General features: G+C 68.9%; 24 protein-coding genes. 6 read left to right on the top strand and 18 right to left on the bottom strand.

Annotated features, from left to right (window positions below; translation table 11 throughout):
- Positions 1 to 33: 33 nt before the first annotated feature.
- From IU450_RS26480 to dapE, 6 genes are all read right to left on the bottom strand, one after another.
- On the bottom strand, positions 34 to 972 hold the full coding sequence (locus IU450_RS26480) for a glucosyl-3-phosphoglycerate synthase (RefSeq protein WP_195152468.1): 939 nt from the start codon (positions 970 to 972) through the stop codon (positions 34 to 36).
- Entirely contained in the window at positions 969 to 1,850 is an 882-nt protein-coding gene (gene folP, locus IU450_RS26485) for a dihydropteroate synthase (protein ID WP_195152469.1), read from the bottom strand. Before folP ends, IU450_RS26480 begins: the two co-directional genes overlap by 4 nt.
- A 216-nt stretch (positions 1,851 to 2,066) precedes the next feature.
- Positions 2,067 to 3,836 (bottom strand): long-chain-acyl-CoA synthetase, encoded by a 1,770-nt coding sequence (locus tag IU450_RS26490; protein ID WP_324197835.1) that lies wholly within the window; start codon positions 3,834 to 3,836, stop codon positions 2,067 to 2,069.
- 4 nt (positions 3,837 to 3,840) lie between these two features.
- Positions 3,841 to 4,413: a TIGR00730 family Rossman fold protein gene (locus IU450_RS26495; RefSeq protein ID WP_043697365.1), complete on the bottom strand. Its 573-nt coding sequence runs from the start codon at positions 4,411 to 4,413 to the stop codon at positions 3,841 to 3,843.
- The gene (locus IU450_RS26500) at positions 4,407 to 5,216 is read right to left on the bottom strand and encodes a TIGR00730 family Rossman fold protein (protein ID WP_181723216.1); all 810 of its coding nucleotides are present in this window, start codon (positions 5,214 to 5,216) and stop codon (positions 4,407 to 4,409) included. Before IU450_RS26500 ends, IU450_RS26495 begins: the two co-directional genes overlap by 7 nt.
- Before the next feature lie 133 nt (positions 5,217 to 5,349).
- Entirely contained in the window at positions 5,350 to 6,453 is a 1,104-nt protein-coding gene (dapE, locus tag IU450_RS26505) for a succinyl-diaminopimelate desuccinylase (protein ID WP_195152471.1), read from the bottom strand.
- Between the two features lie 256 nt (positions 6,454 to 6,709).
- Between dapE and dapD the strand changes: the two genes are divergently transcribed.
- Positions 6,710 to 7,657: a 2,3,4,5-tetrahydropyridine-2,6-dicarboxylate N-succinyltransferase gene (gene dapD / locus IU450_RS26510; RefSeq protein WP_195152472.1), complete on the top strand. Its 948-nt coding sequence runs from the start codon at positions 6,710 to 6,712 to the stop codon at positions 7,655 to 7,657.
- A 149-nt stretch (positions 7,658 to 7,806) separates the two neighbouring features.
- Here dapD and IU450_RS26515 read toward each other — a convergent pair whose 3' ends face one another.
- Genes IU450_RS26515 through IU450_RS40065 form a run of 4 tightly spaced genes read right to left on the bottom strand, consistent with a single transcriptional unit; the run spans position 7,807 to position 9,316 of the window.
- Entirely contained in the window at positions 7,807 to 8,316 is a 510-nt protein-coding gene (locus IU450_RS26515) for a hypothetical protein (RefSeq protein ID WP_195152473.1), read from the bottom strand.
- Positions 8,317 to 8,339: 23 nt separating this feature from the next.
- The gene (locus IU450_RS26520) at positions 8,340 to 8,780 is read right to left on the bottom strand and encodes a hypothetical protein (RefSeq protein WP_195152474.1); all 441 of its coding nucleotides are present in this window, start codon (positions 8,778 to 8,780) and stop codon (positions 8,340 to 8,342) included.
- Between the two features lie 39 nt (positions 8,781 to 8,819).
- Positions 8,820 to 9,131: a hypothetical protein gene (locus IU450_RS40060; protein ID WP_228835166.1), complete on the bottom strand. Its 312-nt coding sequence runs from the start codon at positions 9,129 to 9,131 to the stop codon at positions 8,820 to 8,822.
- Complete coding sequence (locus IU450_RS40065; RefSeq protein ID WP_228835167.1) at positions 9,128 to 9,316, bottom strand: hypothetical protein; 189 nt, start codon at positions 9,314 to 9,316, stop codon at positions 9,128 to 9,130. The genes IU450_RS40060 and IU450_RS40065 overlap by 4 nt, the downstream gene beginning before the upstream one ends.
- 638 nt (positions 9,317 to 9,954) lie before the next feature.
- On the opposite strand from IU450_RS40065, the gene IU450_RS26530 reads away from it, so the two are divergent.
- Entirely contained in the window at positions 9,955 to 11,178 is a 1,224-nt protein-coding gene (locus IU450_RS26530; protein WP_195152475.1) for a helix-turn-helix domain-containing protein, read from the top strand.
- A 58-nt stretch (positions 11,179 to 11,236) separates the two neighbouring features.
- On the opposite strand, the gene IU450_RS26535 is transcribed toward IU450_RS26530, so the two are convergent.
- The 3 genes from IU450_RS26535 to IU450_RS26545 all read right to left on the bottom strand — a co-directional run bounded on the left by IU450_RS26535 (position 11,237) and on the right by IU450_RS26545 (position 13,547).
- A complete protein-coding gene (locus tag IU450_RS26535) occupies positions 11,237 to 11,551 on the bottom strand; it encodes a putative quinol monooxygenase (RefSeq protein WP_195152476.1) in 315 nt (104 codons plus the stop codon).
- A gap of 150 nt (positions 11,552 to 11,701) precedes the next feature.
- The gene (locus IU450_RS26540) at positions 11,702 to 12,094 is read right to left on the bottom strand and encodes a PPOX class F420-dependent oxidoreductase (protein ID WP_195152477.1); all 393 of its coding nucleotides are present in this window, start codon (positions 12,092 to 12,094) and stop codon (positions 11,702 to 11,704) included.
- A gap of 34 nt (positions 12,095 to 12,128) precedes the next feature.
- Positions 12,129 to 13,547, bottom strand: a complete 1,419-nt coding sequence (locus IU450_RS26545) for an acyl-CoA synthetase (protein WP_195152478.1) — start codon at positions 13,545 to 13,547, stop codon at positions 12,129 to 12,131.
- A 144-nt stretch (positions 13,548 to 13,691) separates the two neighbouring features.
- Between IU450_RS26545 and IU450_RS26550 the strand changes: the two genes are divergently transcribed.
- The gene (locus tag IU450_RS26550) at positions 13,692 to 14,543 is read left to right on the top strand and encodes an oxygenase MpaB family protein (protein WP_195152479.1); all 852 of its coding nucleotides are present in this window, start codon (positions 13,692 to 13,694) and stop codon (positions 14,541 to 14,543) included.
- Positions 14,544 to 14,672: 129 nt separating this feature from the next.
- A complete protein-coding gene (locus tag IU450_RS26555) occupies positions 14,673 to 15,386 on the top strand; it encodes a hypothetical protein (protein ID WP_195152480.1) in 714 nt (237 codons plus the stop codon).
- Between the two features lie 4 nt (positions 15,387 to 15,390).
- Here IU450_RS26555 and IU450_RS26560 read toward each other — a convergent pair whose 3' ends face one another.
- Positions 15,391 to 16,023 (bottom strand): TetR/AcrR family transcriptional regulator, encoded by a 633-nt coding sequence (locus tag IU450_RS26560; protein ID WP_195152481.1) that lies wholly within the window; start codon positions 16,021 to 16,023, stop codon positions 15,391 to 15,393.
- Between the two features lie 168 nt (positions 16,024 to 16,191).
- Here IU450_RS26560 and IU450_RS26565 point away from each other — a divergent pair, with 168 nt between their 5' ends.
- Entirely contained in the window at positions 16,192 to 17,055 is an 864-nt protein-coding gene (locus tag IU450_RS26565; RefSeq protein ID WP_195152482.1) for an oxygenase MpaB family protein, read from the top strand.
- A 9-nt stretch (positions 17,056 to 17,064) separates the two neighbouring features.
- Here the strand turns inward: IU450_RS26565 and pruA are convergent, their stop codons facing one another.
- The 4 genes from pruA to IU450_RS26585 all read right to left on the bottom strand — a co-directional run bounded on the left by pruA (position 17,065) and on the right by IU450_RS26585 (position 23,072).
- Positions 17,065 to 18,699 carry an L-glutamate gamma-semialdehyde dehydrogenase gene (gene pruA, locus IU450_RS26570; RefSeq protein ID WP_195152483.1) on the bottom strand — a complete coding sequence of 545 codons (1,635 nt, stop codon included), beginning with the start codon at positions 18,697 to 18,699 and terminating at the stop codon, positions 17,065 to 17,067.
- Positions 18,700 to 18,790: 91 nt separating this feature from the next.
- A complete protein-coding gene (gene dapC / locus IU450_RS26575; protein WP_195152663.1) occupies positions 18,791 to 19,900 on the bottom strand; it encodes a succinyldiaminopimelate transaminase in 1,110 nt (369 codons plus the stop codon).
- A gap of 8 nt (positions 19,901 to 19,908) precedes the next feature.
- Complete coding sequence (gene fdxA / locus IU450_RS26580; RefSeq protein ID WP_043697397.1) at positions 19,909 to 20,232, bottom strand: ferredoxin; 324 nt, start codon at positions 20,230 to 20,232, stop codon at positions 19,909 to 19,911.
- 227 nt (positions 20,233 to 20,459) lie between these two features.
- The gene (locus IU450_RS26585; RefSeq protein ID WP_195152484.1) at positions 20,460 to 23,072 is read right to left on the bottom strand and encodes a bifunctional FO biosynthesis protein CofGH; all 2,613 of its coding nucleotides are present in this window, start codon (positions 23,070 to 23,072) and stop codon (positions 20,460 to 20,462) included.
- A gap of 197 nt (positions 23,073 to 23,269) precedes the next feature.
- Here IU450_RS26585 and IU450_RS26590 point away from each other — a divergent pair, with 197 nt between their 5' ends.
- Entirely contained in the window at positions 23,270 to 23,416 is a 147-nt protein-coding gene (locus tag IU450_RS26590; RefSeq protein WP_195152485.1) for a hypothetical protein, read from the top strand.
- The last annotated feature ends 46 nt before the right edge of the window (positions 23,417 to 23,462 follow it).

Here is a 23,462-nt window from a genome sequence, read left to right on the forward strand (position 1 = left end):
GGCGATGCGCGGACCCGAGGGCGCTGGAGCGGCTCAGGCCGCCGCGCACGCGGGTCGCAGCGTGATCATCGGCGGGCGGTCCGCCAGCGACACTTCGGTGCTGTGCGCGGTGAATTCGCCGCCGATCAGCGGGAATTGCGTCAGCGCCGCACCGGAGTCCTGGACACCGCTGCGACCGAGCACCGTGCCGAGAATCTGACGGCTCATCACACCGAGGTCGGCCAGCGGCCGGTTGCGATGTGTGCGCACGCCCAGATTGACCTGGCCGATCGCGGACATGCCGAGCCGGTCGTAGGTGTCGAGCAGCAGCCCGATCTCCACGCCGTAACCCGGCGCGAACGGCACCGAGGTGAGCAGTTCGCGGGTGCCCGCGTATTCACCGCCGAGCGGCTGCAACACCTGCGAGAGCTCGGGTCGCAGCGCGGCCAGCAAGGGGCGGGCGACCAACTCGGTGACGCGGCCCCCGCCGTGCGCGTCCACCGCGCCGCCTTGCCGCAGCGGCCTGCGGTAGTAGGCCTTGGACAAGTGCATGTCGTCGACCGTGAGCAGCGGGCCGAGCAATTTCGGCACGAAGGCCGGATCCGGGTCGATCAAGTCGGAATCGACGAAGGCGATCAGATCACCGCTGGTCACCGCCAGGGAGCGCCACAACACCTCCCCCTTGCCCGGCACCGGCTCCAGCTCCGGCACCGCCTGCTCCCGGCTGATCACCTCGGCGCCCGCCGCGCGCGCACGCTGCGCGGTCGCGTCGGTCGAGCCGGAGTCCAGCACGATCAGCTCGTCGACGAGCGTGCCGAGCAGCGGGCGGATGCTGGCCACCACGTCGGCCACGGTCCGCTCTTCGTTCAACGCGGGCAGCACCACCGACACGGTGCGCCCGGCTTTGGCGGAGACGAGTTCGTCCACCCGCCAGTCCGGGGTGTCCCAGGTATTGGTCGTCGCCCAGGCGGGCTCACGGTATTTGAATGTCATGCCAGACCTCGCAAGGTTCGTGCGGGGGGCCGGATGCCCTGGATCGCGGCGATCATGTCCACCACCCGCCGGGTCGCGGCGACTTCGTGAACACGAAAGACTCGGGCGCCGGCCGCCGCCGACCATGCTGTTGCCGCCAATGTGCCCTCCAGCCGTTCGGAAAGACCCACACCTAAAGTCTCCCCGATGAAATCCTTGTTGCTCAGCGCCATCAAGACTGGCCATCCGGTTTTTACAAGAACGTCGACTCCGCGCAACAGTTCGAGACCGTGATAAGTGTTCTTGCCGAAATCATGGGTCGGATCGATCAGAATCGAATCCCGGGGTACCCCGGCCGCGAGCGCGTTCTCGGCGGCGTGCACCACGGTTTCGGTGACTTCGCCCACCACATCGGCGTAACGGACCCGGTGCGGCCTCGTGCGCGGCACCGCGCCGCCGGTGTGGCTGCACACCAGACCGGCGCCGTGCGCGGCGGCCACCGGAACGAGATCGGGGTCGGCGCCCGCCCACGTGTCGTTGATCAGATCCGCCCCCTCGCCCACCGCGGCCAGCGCCACCTCCGCGCGCCAGGTATCGATGCTGATCAGTAGCTGCGGGTACTTCGCCCGGATGGCCGCGACGAACGGCACCACCCTGCGCGTTTCCTCGGCCGCGTCCACCGAATCGCCGGGCCCGGCTTTCACCCCGCCGATGTCCACGAGATCGGCGCCCTCGTCCACCGCGCGCGCCACGGCGTCCATGGCCGCCGCATCGGTGAACGTGGCGCCGCGGTCGTAGAAGGAGTCCGGGGTGCGATTCACGATCGCCATCACCAGCGCTCGATCCGTCGCCACCGGCCGTCCGCACAGCGTCGGAAGCGGCGCCACGGAGCTGAACATGTCAACGACTGTAGCCAAGCCATCCGCCTCTCCGAGCCTTCAGGCCGTACCAGTCAGTTTGGCAGGCGATCTGCGTGCAGGTCCTGCGTTGAGTGCTGCTCAGGTTTGGGCGTACCCGGTGAGTTACCCATGTGCGTGCGAGATCGGTTCGCTCGTTCGAGGGCGTCGTGGGGAGATCGACGCCGGCAGGGTGCGCCGGGTTGTTCGGGTGCTGGATCAGCTCTTCGGGGCGCGGCCCGCCGCTACCTCTGCGGCGTAGTCGCCGTAGGCGGGGACGTAGCCTTCGGTGCGGCCCGCGAGTACGTACAGCGCGCTGTCGGAGTCGGGGGTGTAGCCCTGCTTGCGCAGTTCGACCTTGCGGCTTTTGAACGTGGAGGTCTGCTCCAGTTCGTGGACGATGCGGATGAACAGCGGGACGGCATAGCCCGGCAATTGCTCGTAGGCCAGTTTCGCCACCGCTGCCCCGTCGAACTCCGCGTCGGGGTGCAGCGTCACGGCGGCCATGCCCGCCTTGCCGTCGGTCCCGGGGATGTCCACGCCGTAGACCACCGCCTGCGCGATCGATTCCGCCTTGCTCAGCGCGCCCTCCACCTCCGTGGTCGCCACGTTCTCGCCCTTCCAGCGGAACGTGTCGCCGAGCCGGTCCACGAACGCGATGTGATGCCAGCCCTGCTCGCGGACCAGATCACCGGTGTCGAACCAGACATCGCCCGGCTCGAAGCCGTCGCGCACCAGTTTGGCCTCGGAGGCGGCCTTGTCGGTGTAACCGTCGAACGGGGAGCGGTCAGTGACCTTGGCCAGCAGCAGCCCGACGCCGCCGGTGCCGACCCGGAGCAAGCGCCCGTTCTTGTCACGCTTGGCCTTACCTGTCTCGTCGTCGTACTCCACGACGGCGTACGGCAGCGGACCGAATCCCGCCGTGCGGTTCACGCCGAACGCGTTGACGAACGCGATATTCGCCTCGCTCGCGCCGTAGAACTCCACGATCCGCTTGATGCCGAACCGGGACTTGAACTCGTCCCACAGTTCGGGGCGCAGCCCGTTGCCGACGGCGAGCCGGACCGAGTGCTGCCGGTCGGTCGGCTTGGCAGGCTGATTGACCAGGTAGCGGCACAGCTCGCCGATGTAGATGAACGCTGTCGCCTGTTCGCGAATGACCTCGTCCCAGAACCGGGACGCGGAGAATCCCCGGCCGAGGGCGAACGTGCCGCCGGAAGCCAGCACCGCCGACAGCGCGACGGTGAGCGCGTTGTTGTGATACAGCGGCAGGCAGCAGTACAGCGTGTCGTCGCCGCGCAGGCGGATCCCGAGGCCGCCCAATCCGGCCATGCTCTTGGTCCAGCGCAGGTGGGTCATCACGCTGGCCTTCGGCAGGCCCGTGGTGCCCGAGGTGAAGATGAGGAACGCCCGCTCCCGCGCGGTCACCTCCGCGCAGCTCGGCGGGTCGGTGTCGGCGGCGCTGCGGGCCGCCTGCTCGAGTTCGTCGGCCGGGAGGACGTGGGCGGGCGGCTCGGACAGCGAGTCGATCGCCTCGGCGCATTCCGCGCCGACCACGTTGAGCACGCTGTCGAGCAGGCCGAAGCTGTGCGCCAGCACTCGGTCACGCTGATGGTGGTTGAGCAGGCCCACGGTGGCCCCGAGCTTGACCGTGGCCAGCACGACGAACATCGTCTCGGGCCGGTTGGTCATCAGCACGCCCACCACGTCGCCGCGGCCGACCCCGCGCGCCGCGAGCACGCTCGCATACCGGTTCACCTGCGCGTTGACCTCGCCGTAGGTGTAGGCCGCACCCTCGAACCGCAGGAACACACGGTCTGGATGCCGGTGGGCGTTGCGCTGGAAGTACAGCCCCACCGAAGCCTTGGAATCCGGCGTCACCAGCATGCCCAGCGCGTTGCGCAGCATGCCCGGCGCGTCCAGGGCCATCGCGGGCAGGTTGCGGGCGAGGTCGATCAAACTCACCGTCGAGCGGGCGTCGGTGCTCACGTCTTCAGCTCTCCTCATCCCGGGTATGTACCCCCTCCAGCGCCGCGAAAGCGGACGGAAGATCGGTCACCACGGTAATCCGGGACAGGGCTGTCTGGGGCACGAACTTCCGCTCGTACAACTCGTCCAGCCAGGAGAACAAACCGCGGAAGAATCCATTGGGATCCAGCACAACAACGGGCTTCTCGTGCTGTCCCAGATAGCCACCGGTCCAGGTCTCGAAGAACTCCTCCAGGGTGCCGATGCCGCCGGGCAGGGTGAGGAAGGCGTCGGCGCGGTCCTCCATCACCTGCTTGCGCTGGCGCATCGTGTCGGTGACCACCAGTTCGTCGGCGTCGACGTCGGCGACCTCCCGGTGCACCAGGTGTTTCGGGATCACGCCGATGGTGTTCGCCCCACCCGCGCGCGCCGCGGTGGCGACCGCGCCCATCATCGACACGTGCCCGCCGCCGGACACCAATTGCCAACCGCGCCGGGCGATCTCGGTACCCACCCGGGCGGCCAGCGACAGGTAGTCCTGGTCGGTCGTACTCGCCGAGCAGTAGACACAGACGGCGAAAGGCTGTTCGCTCACCACTGATCCTCCGTCCCGATCGCGTCTTCGGCCCCGCCTGCCTCGGCGGCGGCCTGAATGATGTGCACGACCTCCTCGACGCTGTCGGTCACGTGCAACAGGCCGAGGTCACCCGGTGAGATCTTGCCGGAGCCGCCGAGCGAATCGCGCAACCAGTCGACCAGCCCCGACCAGTATCTGGTGCCGAACAGGATGATCGGGAACCTGGTGATCTTGCGGGTCTGCACCAGCGTCAGCGCCTCGAACAACTCGTCGAGGGTGCCGAAACCGCCGGGCAGGCAGATGAACGCCTGGGAGTACTTCACGAACATCGTCTTGCGGACGAAGAAGTACCGGAAGTTGATGCCCAGGTCCACCCACTCGTTGAGGCTCTGCTCGAACGGCAGCTCGATGCCGAGACCGATCGAGTAGCCGCCCGCTTCGCAGGCGCCCCGGTTGGCCGCTTCCATCGCGCCGGGGCCACCGCCGGTGATCACCGCGAAACCCGCCCTGGCCAGCGCGGCGCCGATCGCCAAGCCCGCCTGGTATTCCGGATGGTCGGCCGACGTGCGCGCGGAACCGAAGACGGTCACCGCCCGGGGCACCTCGGCGAGCGCGCCGAAGCCCTCGACGAACTCGGCTTGGATGCGCAGCACCCGCCAGGGATCGGTGTGTACCCAGTCCGTGTCACCGCGCTTGTCCAGCAGGTTCCGGTCGGCGGTACCCACGCCGTCCGCACGATCGCGGCGGAACATGATCGGCCCACGGAACTTCGGTGTCGACTTCGGCTTGTTGGCGACCTCATGGTCCGCGGCGTCGGTGGACATGCGTTCCACGCTACCGCCCGGCCGGGGCCGCTCAGGGGCCGGACGAGAGAAGTCGTCCGACGTTCAGCCGGGCGCCGCGGCGGCGAGACGCAGCCGCGATCTCGGCGCACGTCACGGCTGCGCGCCCAGCCGTTCAGTCCGGCGTGCCGCTCAGGTAACTGCGCAGCATGGCGGTGACCGCGGTGATCTGGTCGACGGGGACGTGCTCGTCGCGCTTGTGCGCGAGATTGGGATCGCCGGGACCGAAGTTGACGGCGGGAATGCCGCGCGCCGCGAAACGCGAGACGTCGGTCCAGCCGTACTTCGCGCGCACACCACCGCCGCCGTGGCGCTGCACCGAGGCGATGAGGTCCTTGGCCGCCGGTGCCGTCAGCCCCGGCAGCGCGCCCGGCGCCGAGTCGGTCACCTCGAAGGAGAGCTCGAGTCCGGCGAAGACTTCGCGCACGTGCTCGACGGCCTGGTCGACAGTGCGGTCGGGCGCGAAGCGGAAGTTGACGTCCAGCTCGGCGGCGTCCGGCACGACATTGCCCGCCACGCCGCCCTCCACCCGGACCGCGGACAGGCCCTCGCGATAGATGCAGCCGTCGATGTCCACTTCTCGTGCGCGGTAGTCGGCGAGCCGCTGCAAGATCGGGGCCAGCCGGTGAATCGCATTGTCGCCCAGCCACGCTCGCGCCGAGTGCGCGCGAACGCCGGAAGTGCGCAGCCGAGCGCGCAACGTGCCCTGGCAACCGGCCTCGATCCAGCCCCCGGACGGTTCGCCGAGCACGGCGAGGTCGCCGGTCAGCCAGTCCGGCAGATCGCGCTCGATGTGGCCGAGCCCGTTGAACTCGGCGGCGATCTCCTCGCCGTCGTAGAAGATCAGCGTCAGGTCGTGCACCGGGTCGGCGACGGTCGCGGCCAGGTGCAGGAACACCGCGTCGCCGGACTTCATGTCCACCGAACCGCAGCCGTAGAGCACCCGCTCGCCCGCCGGGCCCACGGCGAAGCGGCCCGGCACATTGTCGGCGATCGGCACGGTGTCCAAGTGCCCGGCCAGAATCACCCTGGTCGGCAGCCCGCGATGGGTGCGCGCCAGCACCACGTTCCCGTGCCGGACGATTTCGAAGCCCGTCGTCTGCTCCCGCAGCGCCCGCTCCACCACGTCGGTGACGGCCGCCTCGGCACGTGAGACGCTCGGGATGTCGACGAGGGCGGCGGTCAGCGTGATCGGGTCGGCATGCAGGTCGATGGTCACGCGCTTCACCCTACGGCCGCGCACCCGTCACGCCCGCACGCCACTTCCCTCCGGCCGGTCCCGAAATGCGGGCGGCGTACCTTCCAGGACCAGTCGGGCGAGGCCGATGCACCGCCTTCGTGGGTCCTTGTCAGCCGCAGGTTCCGGCACGGGCACGCCGCCGATCGGTCCCGAGTCGGACGCGTGCGAAGCCGGGTGACCGCGGTCGCCGGAGCAGCCGCACCGTTGTCCGGCGCGGGTCGGTAACCTCTAGGCCGTGAGCATCCAGGGAGCAGCAGCAATCGGTATCGCCAACGTGACCGCGGACGGGACCGTACTGGACACGTGGTACCCGAACCCGCAGCTGGGCGAGTTCGCCGAGACCGGCACCAAGCGGCTGGACGAGGCGCCCGCCGAGTACGCGGCGCTGCTCGGCTTCGACGACGCGCGCGGGGTCGACGTGATCGCGGTGCACACCACGATCGCCGACCTGTCCGCCGCCCCGGTCGACGCGCACGACGTCTACCTGCGCCTGCACCTGCTCTCGCACCGCCTGGTCAAGCCGCACGAGGTGAGCCTGGACGGCCAGTTCGGCCTGCTGACCAACGTGGTGTGGACCAACCACGGTCCCGCCGCGGTGGAGGGCTTCGAGGCGACCCGCGCCAAGCTGCGCGCCCGGGGCCCGGTCACCGTGTACAGCGTGGACAAGTTCCCGCGCATGGTCGACTACGTGCTGCCCTCCGGCGTGCGCATCGGCGACGCCGACCGGGTCCGCCTCGGCGCGCACCTGGCCTCCGGCACCACCGTCATGCACGAGGGCTTCGTGAACTTCAACGCGGGCACGCTCGGCGCGTCCATGATCGAGGGCCGCATCTCCGCGGGCGTCGTGGTCGGCGACGGCTCCGACATCGGCGGCGGCGCGTCCACCATGGGCACCCTGTCCGGCGGCGGCACCACGGTCATCTCCATCGGCGAGCGGTCGCTGCTCGGCGCGAACTCCGGCCTCGGCATCCCGCTCGGCAACGACTGCGTCGTGGAGGCGGGCCTCTACCTGACCGCGGGCACCAAGGTCACCACCCCCGACGGCACCCTGGTCAAGGCGGCCGAACTGGCCGGCCGCGACAACCTCCTGTTCCGCCGCAACTCCGCCACCGGCGCGGTCGAGGTGGTCCCGCGCAAGGGCACCGGCATCGAACTGAATGCCGACCTGCACGCCAACGACTGAATTCCACATCCGCTGGTAGACACCGAACGCAGATCGACAAGACCCGAGGGCCTGAGCCCGGCGCAAACCGGACTCAGGCCCTCGTCGGCTGAACTTGTACCCGGGCCGGTCCGGCTCCGAGGAGAATTCACCGGAGGTGGGGCTTCGGATCAGGCGTGGAAGGGCTCAACCGGTACCCGTCGTCCGTCGCAGGTCTGCACGTAGATACGTGGATCTTCACTCGTCCGCGCCCTGACGACCGCGAATGCCAGCCCGTCGCTGCCGATTGGTGCGATCCGCTCTTCGAGTTCAGAGGTCACCGACACATGGACGGCATCCCGGGCGGCGAGACCGGTGACGGCGAACCAGCTTTCGTCTCGGCGTGTGCCGTCCGGGTTGGGTAGCGTGAACAGCTTGGTCGACTTCCGTTGCAGCGGAAGGTGGTTCGGTGTGCGGTCCGCGCGTGGACCCTCCGGACGAGGTGATCCGATGATCATGCCCGGCGCGATCCAGCCCTCATCCTCGAACCGCACGAAACTGACGTAACGCCCTCGCTCGCCGTCGACGAGCACGGCGACGATCTCGTCCCGGACGATAACGCGGACCGGGGTGAGGTCCCGGTCAGCGCCCGCCAGCGCATCGATCGCCACCGTGACGGCTGGGTGGTCCAGTGTGTCCATCGGCCGTGCCCCTTCCGTCCAGGTCAGCACAGAGCCGCGATGGTTATGCTGTCGTCGTACTCCCGGTCCCAGTTGCCATTGAACGCCGTCATCGTCGCTTTGGTGTGGAACTGGTACAGGATTCCAGCCGTCGAGCACGAGGCGCTATAGAGGGTTTCCACATCCGGGTCTGTGGAGTCGTCGTTGCGCTCAGAGTGCACGTAGTACTTACCGTCTGCCGAGTCGTATCTGTACAACTTCGTGTTGACAGTGCGCAACGAGGGCCTGCCGGTGCAGTGCACGCGGAACCCGAAGTTGATCGAGGCGATGCTGCCCCCTCCGGTCTTGTAGGGCGGAATGGCGCTGATGAAGCACACCACATTGTCGGCGGCGGCCGAGGCGGGTTCAGCGTGTGCGGCGGTGGCCGTGCCGAGCAACAGAACGCTGGTGAGCAGAGCAATGCGGATTGCGGTGACGATGGTCATCGTTTCCTCTGTGGGTATCCAGGTTGTGCCCGGGGATGGCTAGTGGGTTCTGCGCGGCGGTCGAGCGCAATCACGGATGGCCCCGACGACCGCGAGCGCGGACGAACGGTAGGAGTCGCGCGGGGCCTGTGCCCACACCCGAAATCGCCCGCCTCCAACGTCATCGGCGGGCGACGGCAGCGCGATCTGCGCTCCGAACGGCGTCAAGGTCGCGTTGAGCCGGAACAGCTCGGCGAACAGCGACATGTCGTGCGGGATGTCCGGCACCACAAGGAAGGTCCATCGCTTCGAGCGTGGATGCGAGATGATCGGCCCGGCCGGGCCGCCGAACTTCTGCATCCGAATCTTCACGAGCGCACGAGTTGCGCAGGCATGGTGATCGCGCCAACGCTGCCCGACGGCACAAAGATTCGTCCCATCGGCTCGATCCGCGCGGGCAGCCCGCATACGTTCCGGTAGAACCGGCATCGAGACACCGGGGTGTCGGCCAGCACCACGGTGGCATCGTCGGCGAGAACCGTTGTCGTCTTAATCATCACGGCAACTCGCCCCAGTCGGCCAGCGCCTACGGTCGACTCCGGTGACGGCACCGAGGGTGATCAAGTATTTGCGCGGGATGTCGTGGCGGTCATCGACTATGGCGGCTCCGACCCATACGCAGAGGCCGGAAATATTGCGGTCATGCGGCCCGATCCGCCCGTCGTCGTAGGGTGCCAGCCGTTGGCAGTGCTGGGTTTCCGGGCATCGCACCCGCGATAGCGGCCCGTATGGTGATCCGTCTGTCGTTTCCCACTGCCCCACCTTCGACAGCCGGAACTTGTCTGCCTCTCCCATCCACGCCCCTCCGTATCAGTTGGAAGGCCGCCCGGCACAGGAGCTTCCACCGCTGATCGGTGACGGAAGCCGAAGGAGTGCCTCGGATGAGGACCCGAGGCTCGCCCAGCGCCGGGGGCCGTTCGAAGCGTGCACTGGGCGAGCCGCCGCAACTGGTTGCATCTCCCCACCATTCGGGATGGGGGAAGTCTCCCGACCTGCGTGGGTGGCACGATCTCCCCGCCCCTGGCCGCAACGGTGGCTATCCTGGTGTCACCTCTTCGCGGAGGCAATTGCCCCCGGTCGACGGGCCGGGGAGATCGCGACGAGGAACCGGATCCGCGAAGAAGGTGACAGGCATATGCCGACTCCTGACGAACTCGCCGGACGCTCCATCGGCGAACGCATCCAGATCATCCGTACGCGCACGGGTAAGTCACGCGCCGTCGTCGCCGGTCTCGTCGGCCGGTCCGAGGATTGGCTACGCGATGTCGAGCGCGGAAGGCAGGGAGCACCCGGCCTCGAGATGCTGCTGCGACTCGGGCAGGCGCTCGGCGTACGAGACCTCACCGAGCTGACTGGAGAGCATGAGTTGCTGGTCGGATTAGCCCGGCGTGCAGGACATCCTGTCGTGCCCGCTATCCGTAAGGCGATCGAATCGGTCGACCTCACCCCTTCGCCCTCGCCGGTCGCCCCCGCCGAACTCCGTGCCCGCGTCGACCGAGCTTGGCGGCTGTGGCACACCAGTTCGACACCGCGCGCGGACGCAGGCGCCATGCTGCCCGAGCTGATCCGTGACGGCCGCCGCGCGCTCCGGACACTCGACGGGCAGGAACGCCGCGCCGCCGCCGCCGCGCTGTCCGGCGCGTACGCGCTGTCCGAACAGGTGCTTGCGTGGGTCGCGGACGCACCGCTGCTGTGGCTTGCTGCTGACCGCTGCATGGCCGCAGCCGAAATCGCCGACGACCCTGTGACGCTCGCGTCAGCGTCGTGGGTGCTCGGTAACGTCTGGCGCTCCACCAACCGCGAAGAGGACGCCTACCGGCTGACACAGGGGGCGGTCGCGCTCCTCGAGCCACGCCTCGACGGCGACCATGAGGCACAAGCCCTGTGGGGGGCCTGCCACCTGCACAGTGCCATCACCGCCGCCCGGCTGGGACGGGAAGGCGACGCGCTGCGAAGCGTGGATCAGGCTATGGGAATGGCCCGCGCGCTCCCTTCCGGCAGCTCGCACCCCTGGACGCTGTTCGGTGTCGCCAACACCGAGGTGACTGCGGTGTCGGTTCAGGTGGACATGCGCAAATCCGGTGGCGCGCTGGAGGCTGCGAGCATGGTCGATCCGGACGCCGTGCCGAGCGTCGACCGGCGAGCCCGCCTGTGGCTGGAATTGAGCCGCGCTTACGGACAGCAAAAGGACTGGCTCGGCACACTCGGCGCGCTCAAGACAGCGGCCTCCGTATCCGAGGAATCGATGCGCTGCCATCCGCTGTCGCGCAATCTAGCGGCCGAGTTGGTTACGCACGGTGGCCGAATCGTGGAGCGCGAGGCCCGAGTACTCGCCAATCGCCTCGGTGTCACCGCATAGGAGTTTTTCTTCGTCTGGGTGTGGCCCGACGGCGCGGCCAGGGGATGACTACAGCCGGTCAACGCGCGGCGGGCAGACCTTTTGTGTCGACGGTCGACAGGAGTTCCACCCGGAAAGATGCGACGTAGTTCTCCCGCTGGCTGAGGAAGTGACGCGTGTGGGGCTGCCGCTCGTGCTCCCGGAATGCCTCGCGGTCGCGGTACACCTCGTAGAACACCCGCGACAGTGGTTCTCCCTCGACGGTATGCGTGGCGTACACCAGCGTTCTGGGTTCGAATTGGGTGACTGCCGAGACGGTTTCGGCTACCAGCTCATCGAACTCGGCAGCCTTCTCGGCATCCTGCAGGTCGAACCTCACCACGAGCGCGAACATAGCCCTCCTCGGCACCGGTACACGGTCACCGTACAGGGCAACAAGAGCCGCACGCGCTAACCCGAGCCTCGCGTCGGCTCGTCGCCGTCGCCGGGTGGGGCAGACGCCGAACAGACTATGACGCGCCCGCCCGCAAAACGTCGAGGACGATCAGGGCTTGTCCGGAGTCTCGTCGGTCAAACCGAAGGCGATGACCCGCTGGGGATGGATGCGGATCATTTCGCGGGAGACGCCGGTGATGTAGGGGTCGACGTCGGTGAGCGCTTCGGCGGTGCCGCGGATCTCCAGGCAGCGAACGCGCCACGGCTGGACCGAGGCCACGTCGTCGACGACGAACGCGACGTGGTCGTTGGTGGCGAGGTTGCGGAACTTCCGAGACGCGCCCATGTTCCAGCCCGCGATGTCGATGGTGCCGAGGTCGGCGTTGTAGCGGAAGCCCACCGGGTTGTTCTGCGGGGTGCCGTCGGGCCGGACGGTGGCCAGGCGACCCAGCTGCTGGGTGTGCAGGTAGTCGATCTGTTCGGGGGTCAGGGTCGAAGTCATGTGCCCGACCGTAGAACCTCTACCGAACTCGAGGTCAACCCAGCTTCTTCTTCTGCACCTTGCCCATGGCGTTGCGGGGCAGCGCGTCGACCACCCGGATCTCGCGCGGGCGCTTGTGCACCGAGAGTTGTGCGGCCACATGGTCGATCAGTTCGCGTTCGGTCGCGGACTCGCGCAGCACGACGAACGCGGTGATGCGCTGGCCGAGGTCGTGGTCGGGCAGGCCGACCACCGCGGCCTCCGCGACCGCGGGATGACCGAGCAGCACCGTCTCGACCTCCCCCGCGCCGACCCGGTATCCGCCGGACTTGATCAGGTCCACCGATTCCCGGCCGACGATGCGATGGAAGCCCTCCGCGTCGATGGCGGCGACGTCACCGGTGCGGAACCACCCGTCCTCGGTCCAGCTCTGCGCGGTGGCCTCCGGGCGGTTCAGATAGCCGTCGAAGAACATGGGCCCGGAGACCTCGAGCCCGCCGATGCTCTCGCCGTCGTGCGGGACCGGTGCGCCGGACTCGTCGCGCAGCCGGGTACGCACCCCGCGCACCGGCGTGCCGACCCAGCCCGGCCTGCGCTCGCCGTCGGCCCGGGTGGACAGCGTGATCATGGTTTCGCTCATGCCGTAGCGCTCGACCGGCGCGTGCCCGGTCAACTCGCGCAGTCGCTCGAACACCGGCGCCGGCAGCGGCGCACTGCCGGAAACCAGCAACCGCGCGTCGGCCAATTGCTTCGCCGAGTCGGGGTCCTCGACCACACGCGACCACACGGTCGGCACGCCGAAATACAGCGAGCCCTTGGCTGCCGCGTATGCCTGCGGTGTCGGCTTGCCGGTGTGGATCAGCGGACTGCCCACGCGCAGCGGGCCGAGCAAGCCCAGGATCAGCCCGTGCACATGGAACAGCGGAAGCCCGTGCACCAGAGTGTCGTTCGCGGTCCACGCCCACGCGTCGGCGAGGGCGTCCAGACCCGCGGCGATCGCGCCCCTACTGAGCAGCACGCCTTTGGGCAGGCCGGTGGTTCCCGAGGTGTAGAGCACGAAAGCCGTTGTGGCCGGATCGGGTTCGGGGTAGGTGTGCCACGACCTGGCGTGCCGCCGCACCGGCACCACGGGCAGTTCGGCGCCCTCCGGCGCTTTCCCCAGCCACGCCTGAGCGCCCGAGTCGGCCAGGATGTGACCCCGCTCGGTGGTGCCGGAGTCCGGGGGCACCGGCACCACCGTGACGCCCGCGATCAGGCAGCCGACCACCGCGAGCGCGGTCTCCACCGTCGCCTCGGCCAGCACCGCCACCCGCTCCGCGCGCGCGACGCGTTCGGCTACCGAAGTGGCCGCGCCCAGCAGGTCGCTGCGTGAGAGGGTGCTCCCGTCGATGGTGAGGGCGTCGGGGATATCCGCGCCGCCCGCGACGGCGAGCGGGTTCAGGGAACTGAGCAGCAACGGCGGGCCGAACGACATTCGACCACGCTACTTCGCCCGGTTCCGTGGCGGCGTCGCGACGTCCCGTGCCGACGCCGCAGAGTCTGCGTTGTGACGGTTGACACAGCCGCTGACGCGGTGAGAACGTTGTTGCATAGCCTTCTCAGTATTGCGAGGTCGATGATGACCAGGCCACTCCCCGCGACGCGTCACCCCGAACCGCCGGACACGTTCGACATCGGGCAGTACATCGACGGCATAGCCGGCCTGTTCGGCGGCGTCGCGAACGTCATCATGCAGTTGAGCACTCCCCCGGTCGGCTACGGCGTTCTGGAGAGCACGGTCCACAGCGGGAACGTGATGCTGCATCCGGTCAAACGGCTGCGCACCACCCTGACCTACCTGTCCGTGGCGATGCTCGGCACCGACGAGGAACGCGCCGCCTATCGCGAGGCGGTCAACGTCTCGCATCGCCCGGTGCGCTCGACCGCCTCGAGTCCGGTGCGCTACAACGCCTTCGACCCCGCGCTGCAACTCTGGGTCGCGGCCTGCCTGCATTGGGGGGCACGGGATCTGTACGACCGCATGCACGGCCCGATGGACGATGCGACGGCCGATGCGTTCTACCACTTGGCCGCCCGGCTCGGCACCACCCTCCAAATGCCCGAAGCGATGTGGCCTCCCGACCGTCGCGCCTTCGACGAGTACTGGGCGACGAATCTCGCGAAGACCAGCATCGATCCGGTTGTCCGCGCTTATTTCGACGACCTCATCGACCTGCGCATGCTGCCGCGTCCGGCACAGCTGGCGTTCGGGCGCGCGCATCGCTTCTTCGTCACCGGCCTCCTGCCCCAGCACCTGCGCGACGAGATGGGCATGACCTGGACCGACCGCGACGAGCGCACGCTCGGCCACATTCTGCGCGCCGTCGGCGCGACCGAGTCGCGGCTCCCGCGACCCATCCGAGCGTTTCCCCTGAACGCCTATCTGCTGGACATGCGCGTCCGGCGACTACTCGGTCTGCGCCTGGTCTGACGGATTCGCCGGGCTTCGTTTCATAAGAGCAACTGCTGGGCAATCGCAGTTGTACAACCGGATCGCGCCCACAGAGGGCGGTCGCCGATAGCCGTCCGATGCCGCGCCGCCGCGAGCCAGGAGGAGACGATGGGCTACCGAATGACGATGACCACCCTGGTCTCGTGCGCATTCCTGGCATTCTCCGCGCCGGTCGCCTGCGCTGAAGAAACTGCGGAAACCGAGGTAGCCGCAGTGCCGCCGCGCACCGCGATTTCGGTCCGCACGGCGGTCGGCCCTGGCTGGGGCACGGCGAACGAACACGAGTCACGCTCGAGCCTGTCGCTGGCCAAGCTGTTCCTCGCCGACTACGCCCTGCGCCACGGCGACGGCTCGCCCGAAGACCGCTTCCTAGCCGAGCAAATGATCCGCTACTCAGACGATGGGGCAGCGACCACGATGGAGGCCAAGTACCCCCAGGCCATCGCCGCCATCGCCGCCGAGTACGGCCTCACCGAGACGGTGCCGGGCCCCAACTGGGGCGCGAGCGCGACCAGCGTCGCGAACGTGTCCGACTTCCTCGCCACCAAACTGCGCACCGATCCCGGCTCACCGATCTTCGAATGGATGGCCGCCGCGGGTTCGACCGCGCTCGACGGCACCGAACAGGACTGGGGCACCGCGCGGTGGCCGTTCGTGCTCGGTACCAAGTGGGGGTGGTCGGATCTGGGCGAGCCGGAGGTCGCCTCGGCGTCCTACGGCCCCGGTTTCGCGGTGACCGCGCACACCCGTGGCACCGCGGCCGAGCAGACCGCCGACGTGCTCGCCGCACTCGCGGCGATGCTCACCGGGCAGCCCCGCTGAGCGCTCATCGCACCCGGAACGACACCACCACATGGTCGCGTGCGAACTTCCGGATCGACGCGTCGTCACCGAGCGGGATGACGGTCTGCGGCGTGAGCGCCAGTGACAGCGCGGTGCGGGCGATCATCTCGGCCAACGGCTCCGGGTCGTAGTCGGGCAGCTTGCCTTCCCGCTGCAAGCGGGTGATGAACTCGGCGAGATAGTCCCGGCCGAGTTCGATGACCGGCGCGCCCTGGGTGGTGAGGTAGGGCAGCACGAGTTCGGGCTCGGTAGCCAGCAGCCGGTGGATCAGCTGGTTTCCGCGCAACCCGTTGATGAACGCCGCGAACAGCTCGACGATCTGGTCCTCCGCGCTCGCGTCCCGGTCGACCTGCCGCTCGAGCGCGGCGTCGACCTCCTCGATGAACTCGCGGGTCTGCCGTAGCCCGACGGCCCTGATCAGGTCGGTCTTGCTCGCGAAGCGGCGATAGAGCGTGGCCAGGGACAATCCGCCGCGGCGCGCGACTTCGACCATGCTGGTGCGCTTGATGCCGAAGTCGAGGAACGCCAGTAGCGCCGCGTCCAGCACCCGGGTCTGATTGCGGTCCTCCGGGGCGGCGCTGCGCACCAGCGGCAGCAGTCTGGTCAGCCTGGCCATGCCTCAACCCTATCCGCGACAGCGAAACGATGACACTTTCAGCATCGCACATCGTCACCGGTGTCTCACGACGATTGACAGCTCCGCGAGTCGATGAGAAAGTTGGGGCATAATCTTCTCATCGACCGATTCTCCGGGATCGGGCGGACACGAAAGACGAGGTCGACGATGACCGCGCCACTGCGCACCGCCGAGCACGAGCCGGATCCGAGCGAGATTCTCACCCCGGAGACCGTCGGAGAATACGTGGACGGCATCGCCGCGTTCCTCGGCGGAGCCGCCAACGTCATCATGCAGCTGAGCCTGCGCCCCGTGGGCCGCGGCGTCTTGGAGAGCACGGTCGACAGCGGCAAGGTCACCCTGCATCCGATCAAGCGGCTGCGCACCACGCTGACCTACATCGCCGTCGCGCTGCTCGGGTCGGATACCGAACGCGAGGCCTACCGCGCGGCGGTCAATGTGTCGCACCGGTCGGTGCGCTCCACCGCCGCGAGCCCGGTGAAGTACAACGCCTTCGACCCGAACCTGCAATTATGGGTCGCCGCCTGCCTGTACTGGGGCATCGATGACCTCTACACCCGGATGCACGGCCCGATGGACGCCGCCACCGCCGAAGCCTTCTACAGCTACGCCGCGCGGCTGGGCACCACCCTGCAGATGCGGCCGGAGATGTGGCCGGCGAATCGCGCGGAATTCCAGCGGTACTGGGACGAGAACCTGAAGCAGCGCGGCATCGAGCCGGAACTGCGGGACTACTTCAACGGCCTGATCGACCTGAAGATGATGCCGCGACCGGTGCAGGTGGTCTTCGCCGGGCTGCAGCGCTTCGTCGTCACCGGCCTGCTCCCGCAGCACCTGCGCAACGAGATGGGCATGACCTGGACCGACCGCGACCAGCAGCGCTTGGACCGGCTGCTGCGGGCCATCGGCGCGGTGCACCGGCGGCTGCCCGCAGCGGCGCGGATGTTCCCGCTCAACGCCTATCTGTTCGACCTGCGCAGGCGGTTGCGGCAGGGAAAGCCGCTGGTCTGACACCGCGCCTCAGGTCCCCATGTGCGGGTAGCGGTAGTCCACGGGCGGCACGAAAGTCTCCTTGATCGTCCGCGGCGCGACCCAGCGCAGCAGGTTCAACGGCGAGCCCGCCTTGTCGTCGGTGCCGGAGGCCCGCGCCCCGCCGAACGGCTGCTGACCCACCACCGCGCCGGTGGGCTTGTCGTTGACGTAGAAGTTGCCCGCCGCGAAGCGCAATGCGGCGTCGGCTTGTTCGATCGCGTACCGGTCCTGCGCGAACACCGCGCCGGTCAGCGCGTAGGGCGCGCCCGACTCGACTTCGGCCAGAATCGCGCTGTAAGCGCCGGGTTCGGCGTCGTCGTAGACGTACACCGAGAGGATCGGTCCGAAGTACTCGGTGGCGAACGATTCGTCGTGCGGGTTGTCCACCAGGAACACGGTGGGCCGGACGAACCAGCCTTCGCTGTCGTCGTAGGTTCCGCCCACCGGGATGGTGACGCCCGCGTCCGCGGCGCGCCGGATCGCCGCCACGTTCTTGTCGAACGCGCGCCGATCGATCAGGGCCCCACCGAAATTCGACAGATCGGCCACGTCGCCATAGCTCAGCTCGGCCGCTTCGTGCAGGAAGTCCTCACCCATCGTGCGCCAGACCGACCGCGCGATGTAGGCCCGCGAGGCCGCGGAGCACTTCTGCCCCTGATACTCGTAGGCCCCGCGGATCAGTGCGGTGCGAAGTGCGCCCGGGTCGGCCGAGGAGTGCGCGACGATGAAGTCCTTCCCGCCGGTCTCGCCGACCAGGCGCGGGTAGCCGTGATAGCGACCGATATTCGTGCCCACCTCCTGCCAGAGGTGCTGGAATGTCTTGGTGGAGCCGGTGAAATGGATCCCGGCCAGCCGCGGATCGGCCAGGGCCACCTCCGACAACTGCACCCCGTCGCCGGTGACCATGTTGATCACGCCGGGCGGCAGGCCCGCCGCCTCGAGCAACCGCATCGTGTGGAAGGCCGACAACGTCTGCGTCGGCGAGGGCTTCCACACCACCGTGTTGCCCATGAGCGCGGGCGCGGTGGGCAGATTGCCCGCGATCGCGGTGAAGTTGAAGGGCGTGATCGCGTAGACGAACCCTTCCAGCGGCCGATAGTCCATCCGATTCCACACCCCTGCGCTGGACTGGGGCTGCTGCTCCAGGATCCCGCGCGCGAAGGCGACGTTGAACCGCCAGAAGTCGACCAGCTCGCAAGGTGCGTCGATCTCGGCTTGCTGGGCCGATTTCGACTGCCCGAGCATGGTGGCCGCCGCGACCGTCTCCCGCCACGGCCCGGCCAGCAGATCGGCGGCGCGCAACAGCACCGCGGCGCGCTCCTCGAACGGCATGGCCCGCCAGCCAGGGGCCGCCGCTGTCGCGGCGTCGATGGCACCGTGCGCTTCCGAGGGTGTGATGTCGGTGTAGGTCCCCAGCACCTGCCGATGCCGATGCGGTGCGACGATGTCGTGCCGGACACCGATGCCCGGTCGGTGCTTGCCGCCGATCACCAGCGGCACATCGACGGGTTCGGCGGACAGCTCGGCCAGTTTGCCGAGCAACAACTCCCGTTCGCTGGATCCGGGCGCGTAGGAGTGCACCGGTTCGTTGCCGGGTGTGGGGACAACCGTGACAGCGTCCATACCTCAGGCTAGCTCTCCCGGCCAGGCGCGCACCGGTGCCGACACACCCCCAGTCGGATCGGGAAGATCCTCGCGGCTGTGGCTCTGCGCGTCAGCCCGCGGCCAGGCGTTCGGCCGCCGCCGCGATCCGCTCGTCGGTGGCGGTCAGCGCGATCCGCACGTGCTCGCTCGCGCCGGGGCCGTAGAAGTCGCCGGGCGCGGCCAGGATGCCGCGGTCGGCCAGCCAGTCCAAGGTGGTCCGGCACGACTCGCCGCGGGTGGACCACAGGTACAGGCCCGCCTCGGAGTGATCGATCCGGAAACCGGCTCCCTCCAGCGCCTTTCGCAGCACGTCGCGACGAGCCCGGTACCGCTCGCGCTGCCGCGCCTCGTGCGCGTCGTCGCTGAGCGCGGCCGTCATCGCGGCCTGGATCGGGAACGGCACCATCATGCCCGCGTGCTTGCGCACCTCGAGCAACTCCGCGACCAGCGCCGGGTCGCCCGTCACGAATCCGGCGCGGTAGCTGGCCAGGTTGGAGGTCTTGGACAGCGAATGCACGGCGAGCAGGTTCGTGTGGTCGCCGTCGCACACCTCGGGGTCGAGCAAGGAGACGGCGCGCCCCTCCCAGGTCAGGCCCAGGTAGCACTCGTCGGAGGCGACGATCGCGCCGCGCTCGCGGGCGAAGGCCACCACCTTGCGCAGGTGATCGACGCCGAGCACCCGGCCGGTCGGGTTGGACGGCGAGTTCACGTAGATCAGCGCAGGCGTCTGCGGACCGAGCCTGGTCAGTCCGTCGGCGCGCAGCACCTGCGCACCCGCCAGCAGCGCGCCGACCTCGTAGGTGGGATAGGCGACCTCGGGAATGACGACCAGGTCGCTCGCGCCGAGACCGAGCAGCCGGGGCAGTCCCGCGATCAGCTCCTTGGTGCCGATCGCGGGCAGTACGGCCGCCGGCTCGAGTCCGGTGATCCCGTAGCGCCGCTTCAGCGCGTCGACAGCGGCCGCGCGGAGCTCGGGGGTGCCGTGCGTGGTCGGGTATCCGGGCACCGCGGCGACGGAGTTCAGCGCCGTCCGGATCAGCGGATCGACCGGGTCGACCGGAGTGCCGACGGACAGGTCGACGATTCCGCCGGGATGGGCGGCCGCGCGCGCCTTCACCGAAGCGATGGTGTCCCAGGGAAAATCGGGCAGCAGGCTGCTGACCCGGCCACGCGGTGACACGTCAGAACTCACTCACTCGCCATCGGGGGCAGTTCCTTGACGAACGGCGGGTCGTAGTCCACCTTGCCGACCTTCGTAGCGCCGCCGGGCGAGCCCAGCTCGTCGAAGAAGTCGACATTGGCGTTGACGTATCCGCTCCACTGGTCCGGGGTGTCGTCTTCGTAGAAGATCGCCTCCACCGGGCACACCGGCTCACATGCACCACAGTCCACGCACTCGTCGGGATGGATGTACAGCATCCGGCCACCCTCGTAGATGCAGTCCACGGGGCATTCCTCGATGCATGCCTTGTCCTTCACGTCAACGCACGGTTCAGCGATGATGTACGGCACTGCCGCTCTCCTAGTCTGTCCTCGCCTGCGGGATAGTCCGCCCGGCGAAACCCTATCCCGGCACCCCACGTTACTACTGGTCAGCCTGCCCTAACTTCGGGTGTCGCGCACGCCGACGCGGGTGGTGTATTCCACTCCGCCACCCGGCGTACGCGGTGGTCGCCGCGTTGTGCGAGGTCGTTCCGGAGCGAGGCGGGAACCGACCCGTCATTGCGCCGGTTCCCGTGTCACTCGACCAGTACAGCCTGCAGCCCCGCAGAGGCGGTCGGCCTCTTGTGGTCGGGCACGCCGTAAGTGGTCGTCCGCTCCCGGGCGGGCCTGCCGATGCCCGCGGCGATGTCCACCAGCTCGGCGACGGTCTTCGCCGACCCGTGCTGCGAGCCCGCCATCCGGGAGATGGTCTCCTCCATCAACGTGCCGCCCAGGTCGTTCGCGCCGCTGTTCAGCATCACCCGCGTTCCGGTGGTGCCGAGCTTGACCCAGCTGGTCTGGATGTTGTGGATCCGGCCGTGCAGCATGATCCTGGCCAGGGCGTGCGCGGCGCGGTTGTCCCGATTGGTCGGACCGGGCCGCGCTGCGCCCGCGAGGTACAGCGGCGCGCTCTGGTGCACGAACGGCAGCAGCACGAATTCGGTGAAACCGCCGGTCTCGTCCTGGATTCCGCGCAGCACCCGCAGATGCCCGACCCAGTGCTTCGGATTGTCCACGTGGCCGTACATCATGGTCGAGCTGGACCGGATCCCCACCCGGTGCGCGGTGGTGATCACATCGATCCACGCCGAGCTGGGCAGTTTGCCCTTGGTGAGCACCCAGCGCACCTCGTCGTCCAGGATCTCCGCCGCGGTGCCGGGAATGGTGTCCAGACCGGCCTCCTTCAGCGCGACCAGCCAGTCCCGGACGCTCTGGCCGCCGCGCGAGGCGCCGTTCACGATCTCCATCGGGCTGAACGCGTGCACATGCATCGACGGCACCCGCCGCTTGACCGCCCGCACCAGGTCGGCGTACCCGGTGACCGGCAGATCCGGGTCGATGCCGCCCTGCATGCACACCTCGGTGGCGCCGTCGACGTGCGCCTCCCAGGCACGGTCGGCGACCTCGTCCGTGCTCAGCGTGAACGCGTCCGCGTCGCCCTTACGCTGGGCGAACGCGCAGAACCGGCACCCGGTGTAGCAGATGTTGGTGAAGTTGATGTTCCGGTTCACCACGTAGGTGACGTCCTCGCCGACCGTGTCGCGGCGCAGCTGATCGGCCAGCGCGGCGACGGCCTCCAGCTCGGCGCCGTCCGCCGTGGCCAGCGCGAGGTAGTCGGCGTCACTGAGCCCGGCCGGGTCGCGTTCGGCGGCGCGCAGCGCGGCGAGCACGTCGGCGTCCAGCCGCTGCGGGGCGGCGGCGAGGTCGCGCGCCTGCTCACGGATGGTGTCCCAGTCGCCGAAGGCGCCGACGACGTCCTGCCCGAGCGCCGCGTCGCTGCGGGCCTCGGTGTTGCGGCCCTCGGTGTCGATGGCGGTGTTGAGGTCGACGCGCCCGGCCGATTCCCAGGACTCGTCCGGTTCCTGCCAGGGCAGGCCGACCGGGATCGCGTCCGGCTTCGCCAGCCCCGTCGCCGGGTCGGTGAGCGCCGCGACATGCGCGCCGATGCGCGGATCGATCCACGGGTTGCCCGCGCGCACGTACTTCGGGTGCGCGGAGGTCCGCTCGACCAGCTGATAGCCCGCCGCCTCGGTGATCTCGCGCAACGTGTCCAGGTTCGGCCACGGCCGCTCCGGGTTCACGTGGTCGGGCGTCACCGGCGAGACGCCGCCCCAGTCGTCGATGCCCGCCTCGATCAGCGCGCGGCACTCGGCGTGCGACACCAGGTTGGGCGGCGCCTGCACCGGCACGTCGGGCCCGAGCAGGATGCGGGTGACGGCGATGGTGGCGAGGAATTCCTCCAGGCCCGCGTCCGGCACGTCGCGCATCGCGGTGTCGTCCTTGGCGCGGAAGTTCTGGATGATGACTTCCTGGATGTGCCCGAACGCCTTGTGCTGCTTGCGAATCGCCATGATCGACTCGGCCCGCTCGGCCATCGTCTCCCCGATGCCCACCAGGATGCCCGTGGTGTAGGGCACCGAGAGCCGGCCCGCGTCGGTGATGGCGCGCAGCCGCACCGCGGGGTCCTTGTCCGGGCTGCCGTAGTGGCAGTTGCCCTTCTCGGTGAACAACCTGGCCGAGGTGGTCTCCAGCATCATGCCCATGGACTGCGCCACCGGCTTGAGCCGCGCGATCTCCTCCCAGGACAGCACGCCCGGGTTCAGGTGCGGCAGCAGGCCGGTCTCCTCCAGCACCATGATCGACACGGCGCGCAGATAGTCCAGCGTGGAGTCGTAGCCGCGCTCGTCCAGCCACTGCGCCGCCTCCGGCCAGCGGTCCTCGGGCCGGTCACCCAGCGTGAACAGCGCCTCCTTGCAACCGAGCGCGGCGCCCCGGCGGGCGATGTCCAGCACCTCGTCGGGTTCGAGGAACATCCCCTTGCCCTCGGCGCGCAGCTTGCCGGGCACGGTGACGAAGGTGCAGTAGTGGCATTTGTCCCGGCACAGCCGGGTGAGCGGGATGAAGACGTTGCGGGAGTAACTGATCGTCTCGGGACGCCCGGCGGACGCCAGCCCGGCGTCGCGCACCCGCGCGGCGCTGCGACACAGGTCGGCGAGATCGTCACCGGTCGCGTGCAGCAGCACCGCGGCCTCGTCCACGTTCAACGTGACACCGTCGCGGGCCCTGCGCAGCGCCCGGCGCATGGCCGATGGACTGGGCGGCGCGGACGGAACGCTCGGGTTCGGTAGGTCGGTCACGCCCTCGATCATGCGCTACACATCCGGAACTGTCTCCCTCCAGTGCTGGTTGCGGCAAAGCGGACGAGCCACTCGGGCCACTGCTCCGCTCACCACGGAGCCCACGCGGGGACGGAGGCGCCGTTGAGCGTTGACAACTGTGCGGTGCCCGAGGCTATTCCAGGGCACCGCACGCCTCCGTGCCCGCGCTCAGCCTTCGACTGTGCTCGGTGAGCACCGCCGAGCCGACCGTGCCCATGCGGTGGAACGGGAGTTCCGTGGTGCCGTGGGGAGTGATCGCGCCGCCGTCGATGCGCCGCCCCGCGGTCTCGCACCTGCCTGCCCGTCAGGTCGGCGGGATCGCCGGGCGCCGCTGACGATTGCCTGCGACAGCGCACGCGTGGTCGTGCAAACATTGGCAGC

Origin of the sequence: Nocardia abscessus, from assembly GCF_015477775.1 — a bacterium.
In the GTDB taxonomy this organism is placed as follows: domain Bacteria; phylum Actinomycetota; class Actinomycetes; order Mycobacteriales; family Mycobacteriaceae; genus Nocardia; species Nocardia abscessus_A.

Coding starts and splice junctions, on each gene's coding strand:
- IU450_RS26550 (WP_195152479.1), top strand. CDS start 13,692: ATGACCAGGCCACTCCCCGCGACGCGTCACCCCGAACCGCCGGACACG.
- folP (WP_195152469.1), bottom strand. CDS start 1,850: ATGTTCAGCTCCGTGGCGCCGCTTCCGACGCTGTGCGGACGGCCGGTG.
- IU450_RS26555 (WP_195152480.1), top strand. CDS start 14,673: ATGGGCTACCGAATGACGATGACCACCCTGGTCTCGTGCGCATTCCTG.
- IU450_RS26530 (WP_195152475.1), top strand. CDS start 9,955: ATGCCGACTCCTGACGAACTCGCCGGACGCTCCATCGGCGAACGCATC.
- IU450_RS26560 (WP_195152481.1), bottom strand. CDS start 16,023: ATGGCCAGGCTGACCAGACTGCTGCCGCTGGTGCGCAGCGCCGCCCCG.
- IU450_RS26565 (WP_195152482.1), top strand. CDS start 16,192: ATGACCGCGCCACTGCGCACCGCCGAGCACGAGCCGGATCCGAGCGAG.
- IU450_RS26480 (WP_195152468.1), bottom strand. CDS start 972: ATGACATTCAAATACCGTGAGCCCGCCTGGGCGACGACCAATACCTGG.
- IU450_RS40065 (WP_228835167.1), bottom strand. CDS start 9,316: ATGATTAAGACGACAACGGTTCTCGCCGACGATGCCACCGTGGTGCTG.
- IU450_RS26540 (WP_195152477.1), bottom strand. CDS start 12,094: ATGACTTCGACCCTGACCCCCGAACAGATCGACTACCTGCACACCCAG.
- IU450_RS26545 (WP_195152478.1), bottom strand. CDS start 13,547: ATGTCGTTCGGCCCGCCGTTGCTGCTCAGTTCCCTGAACCCGCTCGCC.
- IU450_RS26515 (WP_195152473.1), bottom strand. CDS start 8,316: ATGGACACACTGGACCACCCAGCCGTCACGGTGGCGATCGATGCGCTG.
- IU450_RS26585 (WP_195152484.1), bottom strand. CDS start 23,072: ATGATCGAGGGCGTGACCGACCTACCGAACCCGAGCGTTCCGTCCGCG.
- IU450_RS26520 (WP_195152474.1), bottom strand. CDS start 8,780: ATGACCATCGTCACCGCAATCCGCATTGCTCTGCTCACCAGCGTTCTG.
- IU450_RS26500 (WP_181723216.1), bottom strand. CDS start 5,216: ATGTCCACCGACGCCGCGGACCATGAGGTCGCCAACAAGCCGAAGTCG.
- IU450_RS26535 (WP_195152476.1), bottom strand. CDS start 11,551: ATGTTCGCGCTCGTGGTGAGGTTCGACCTGCAGGATGCCGAGAAGGCT.
- pruA (WP_195152483.1), bottom strand. CDS start 18,699: ATGGACGCTGTCACGGTTGTCCCCACACCCGGCAACGAACCGGTGCAC.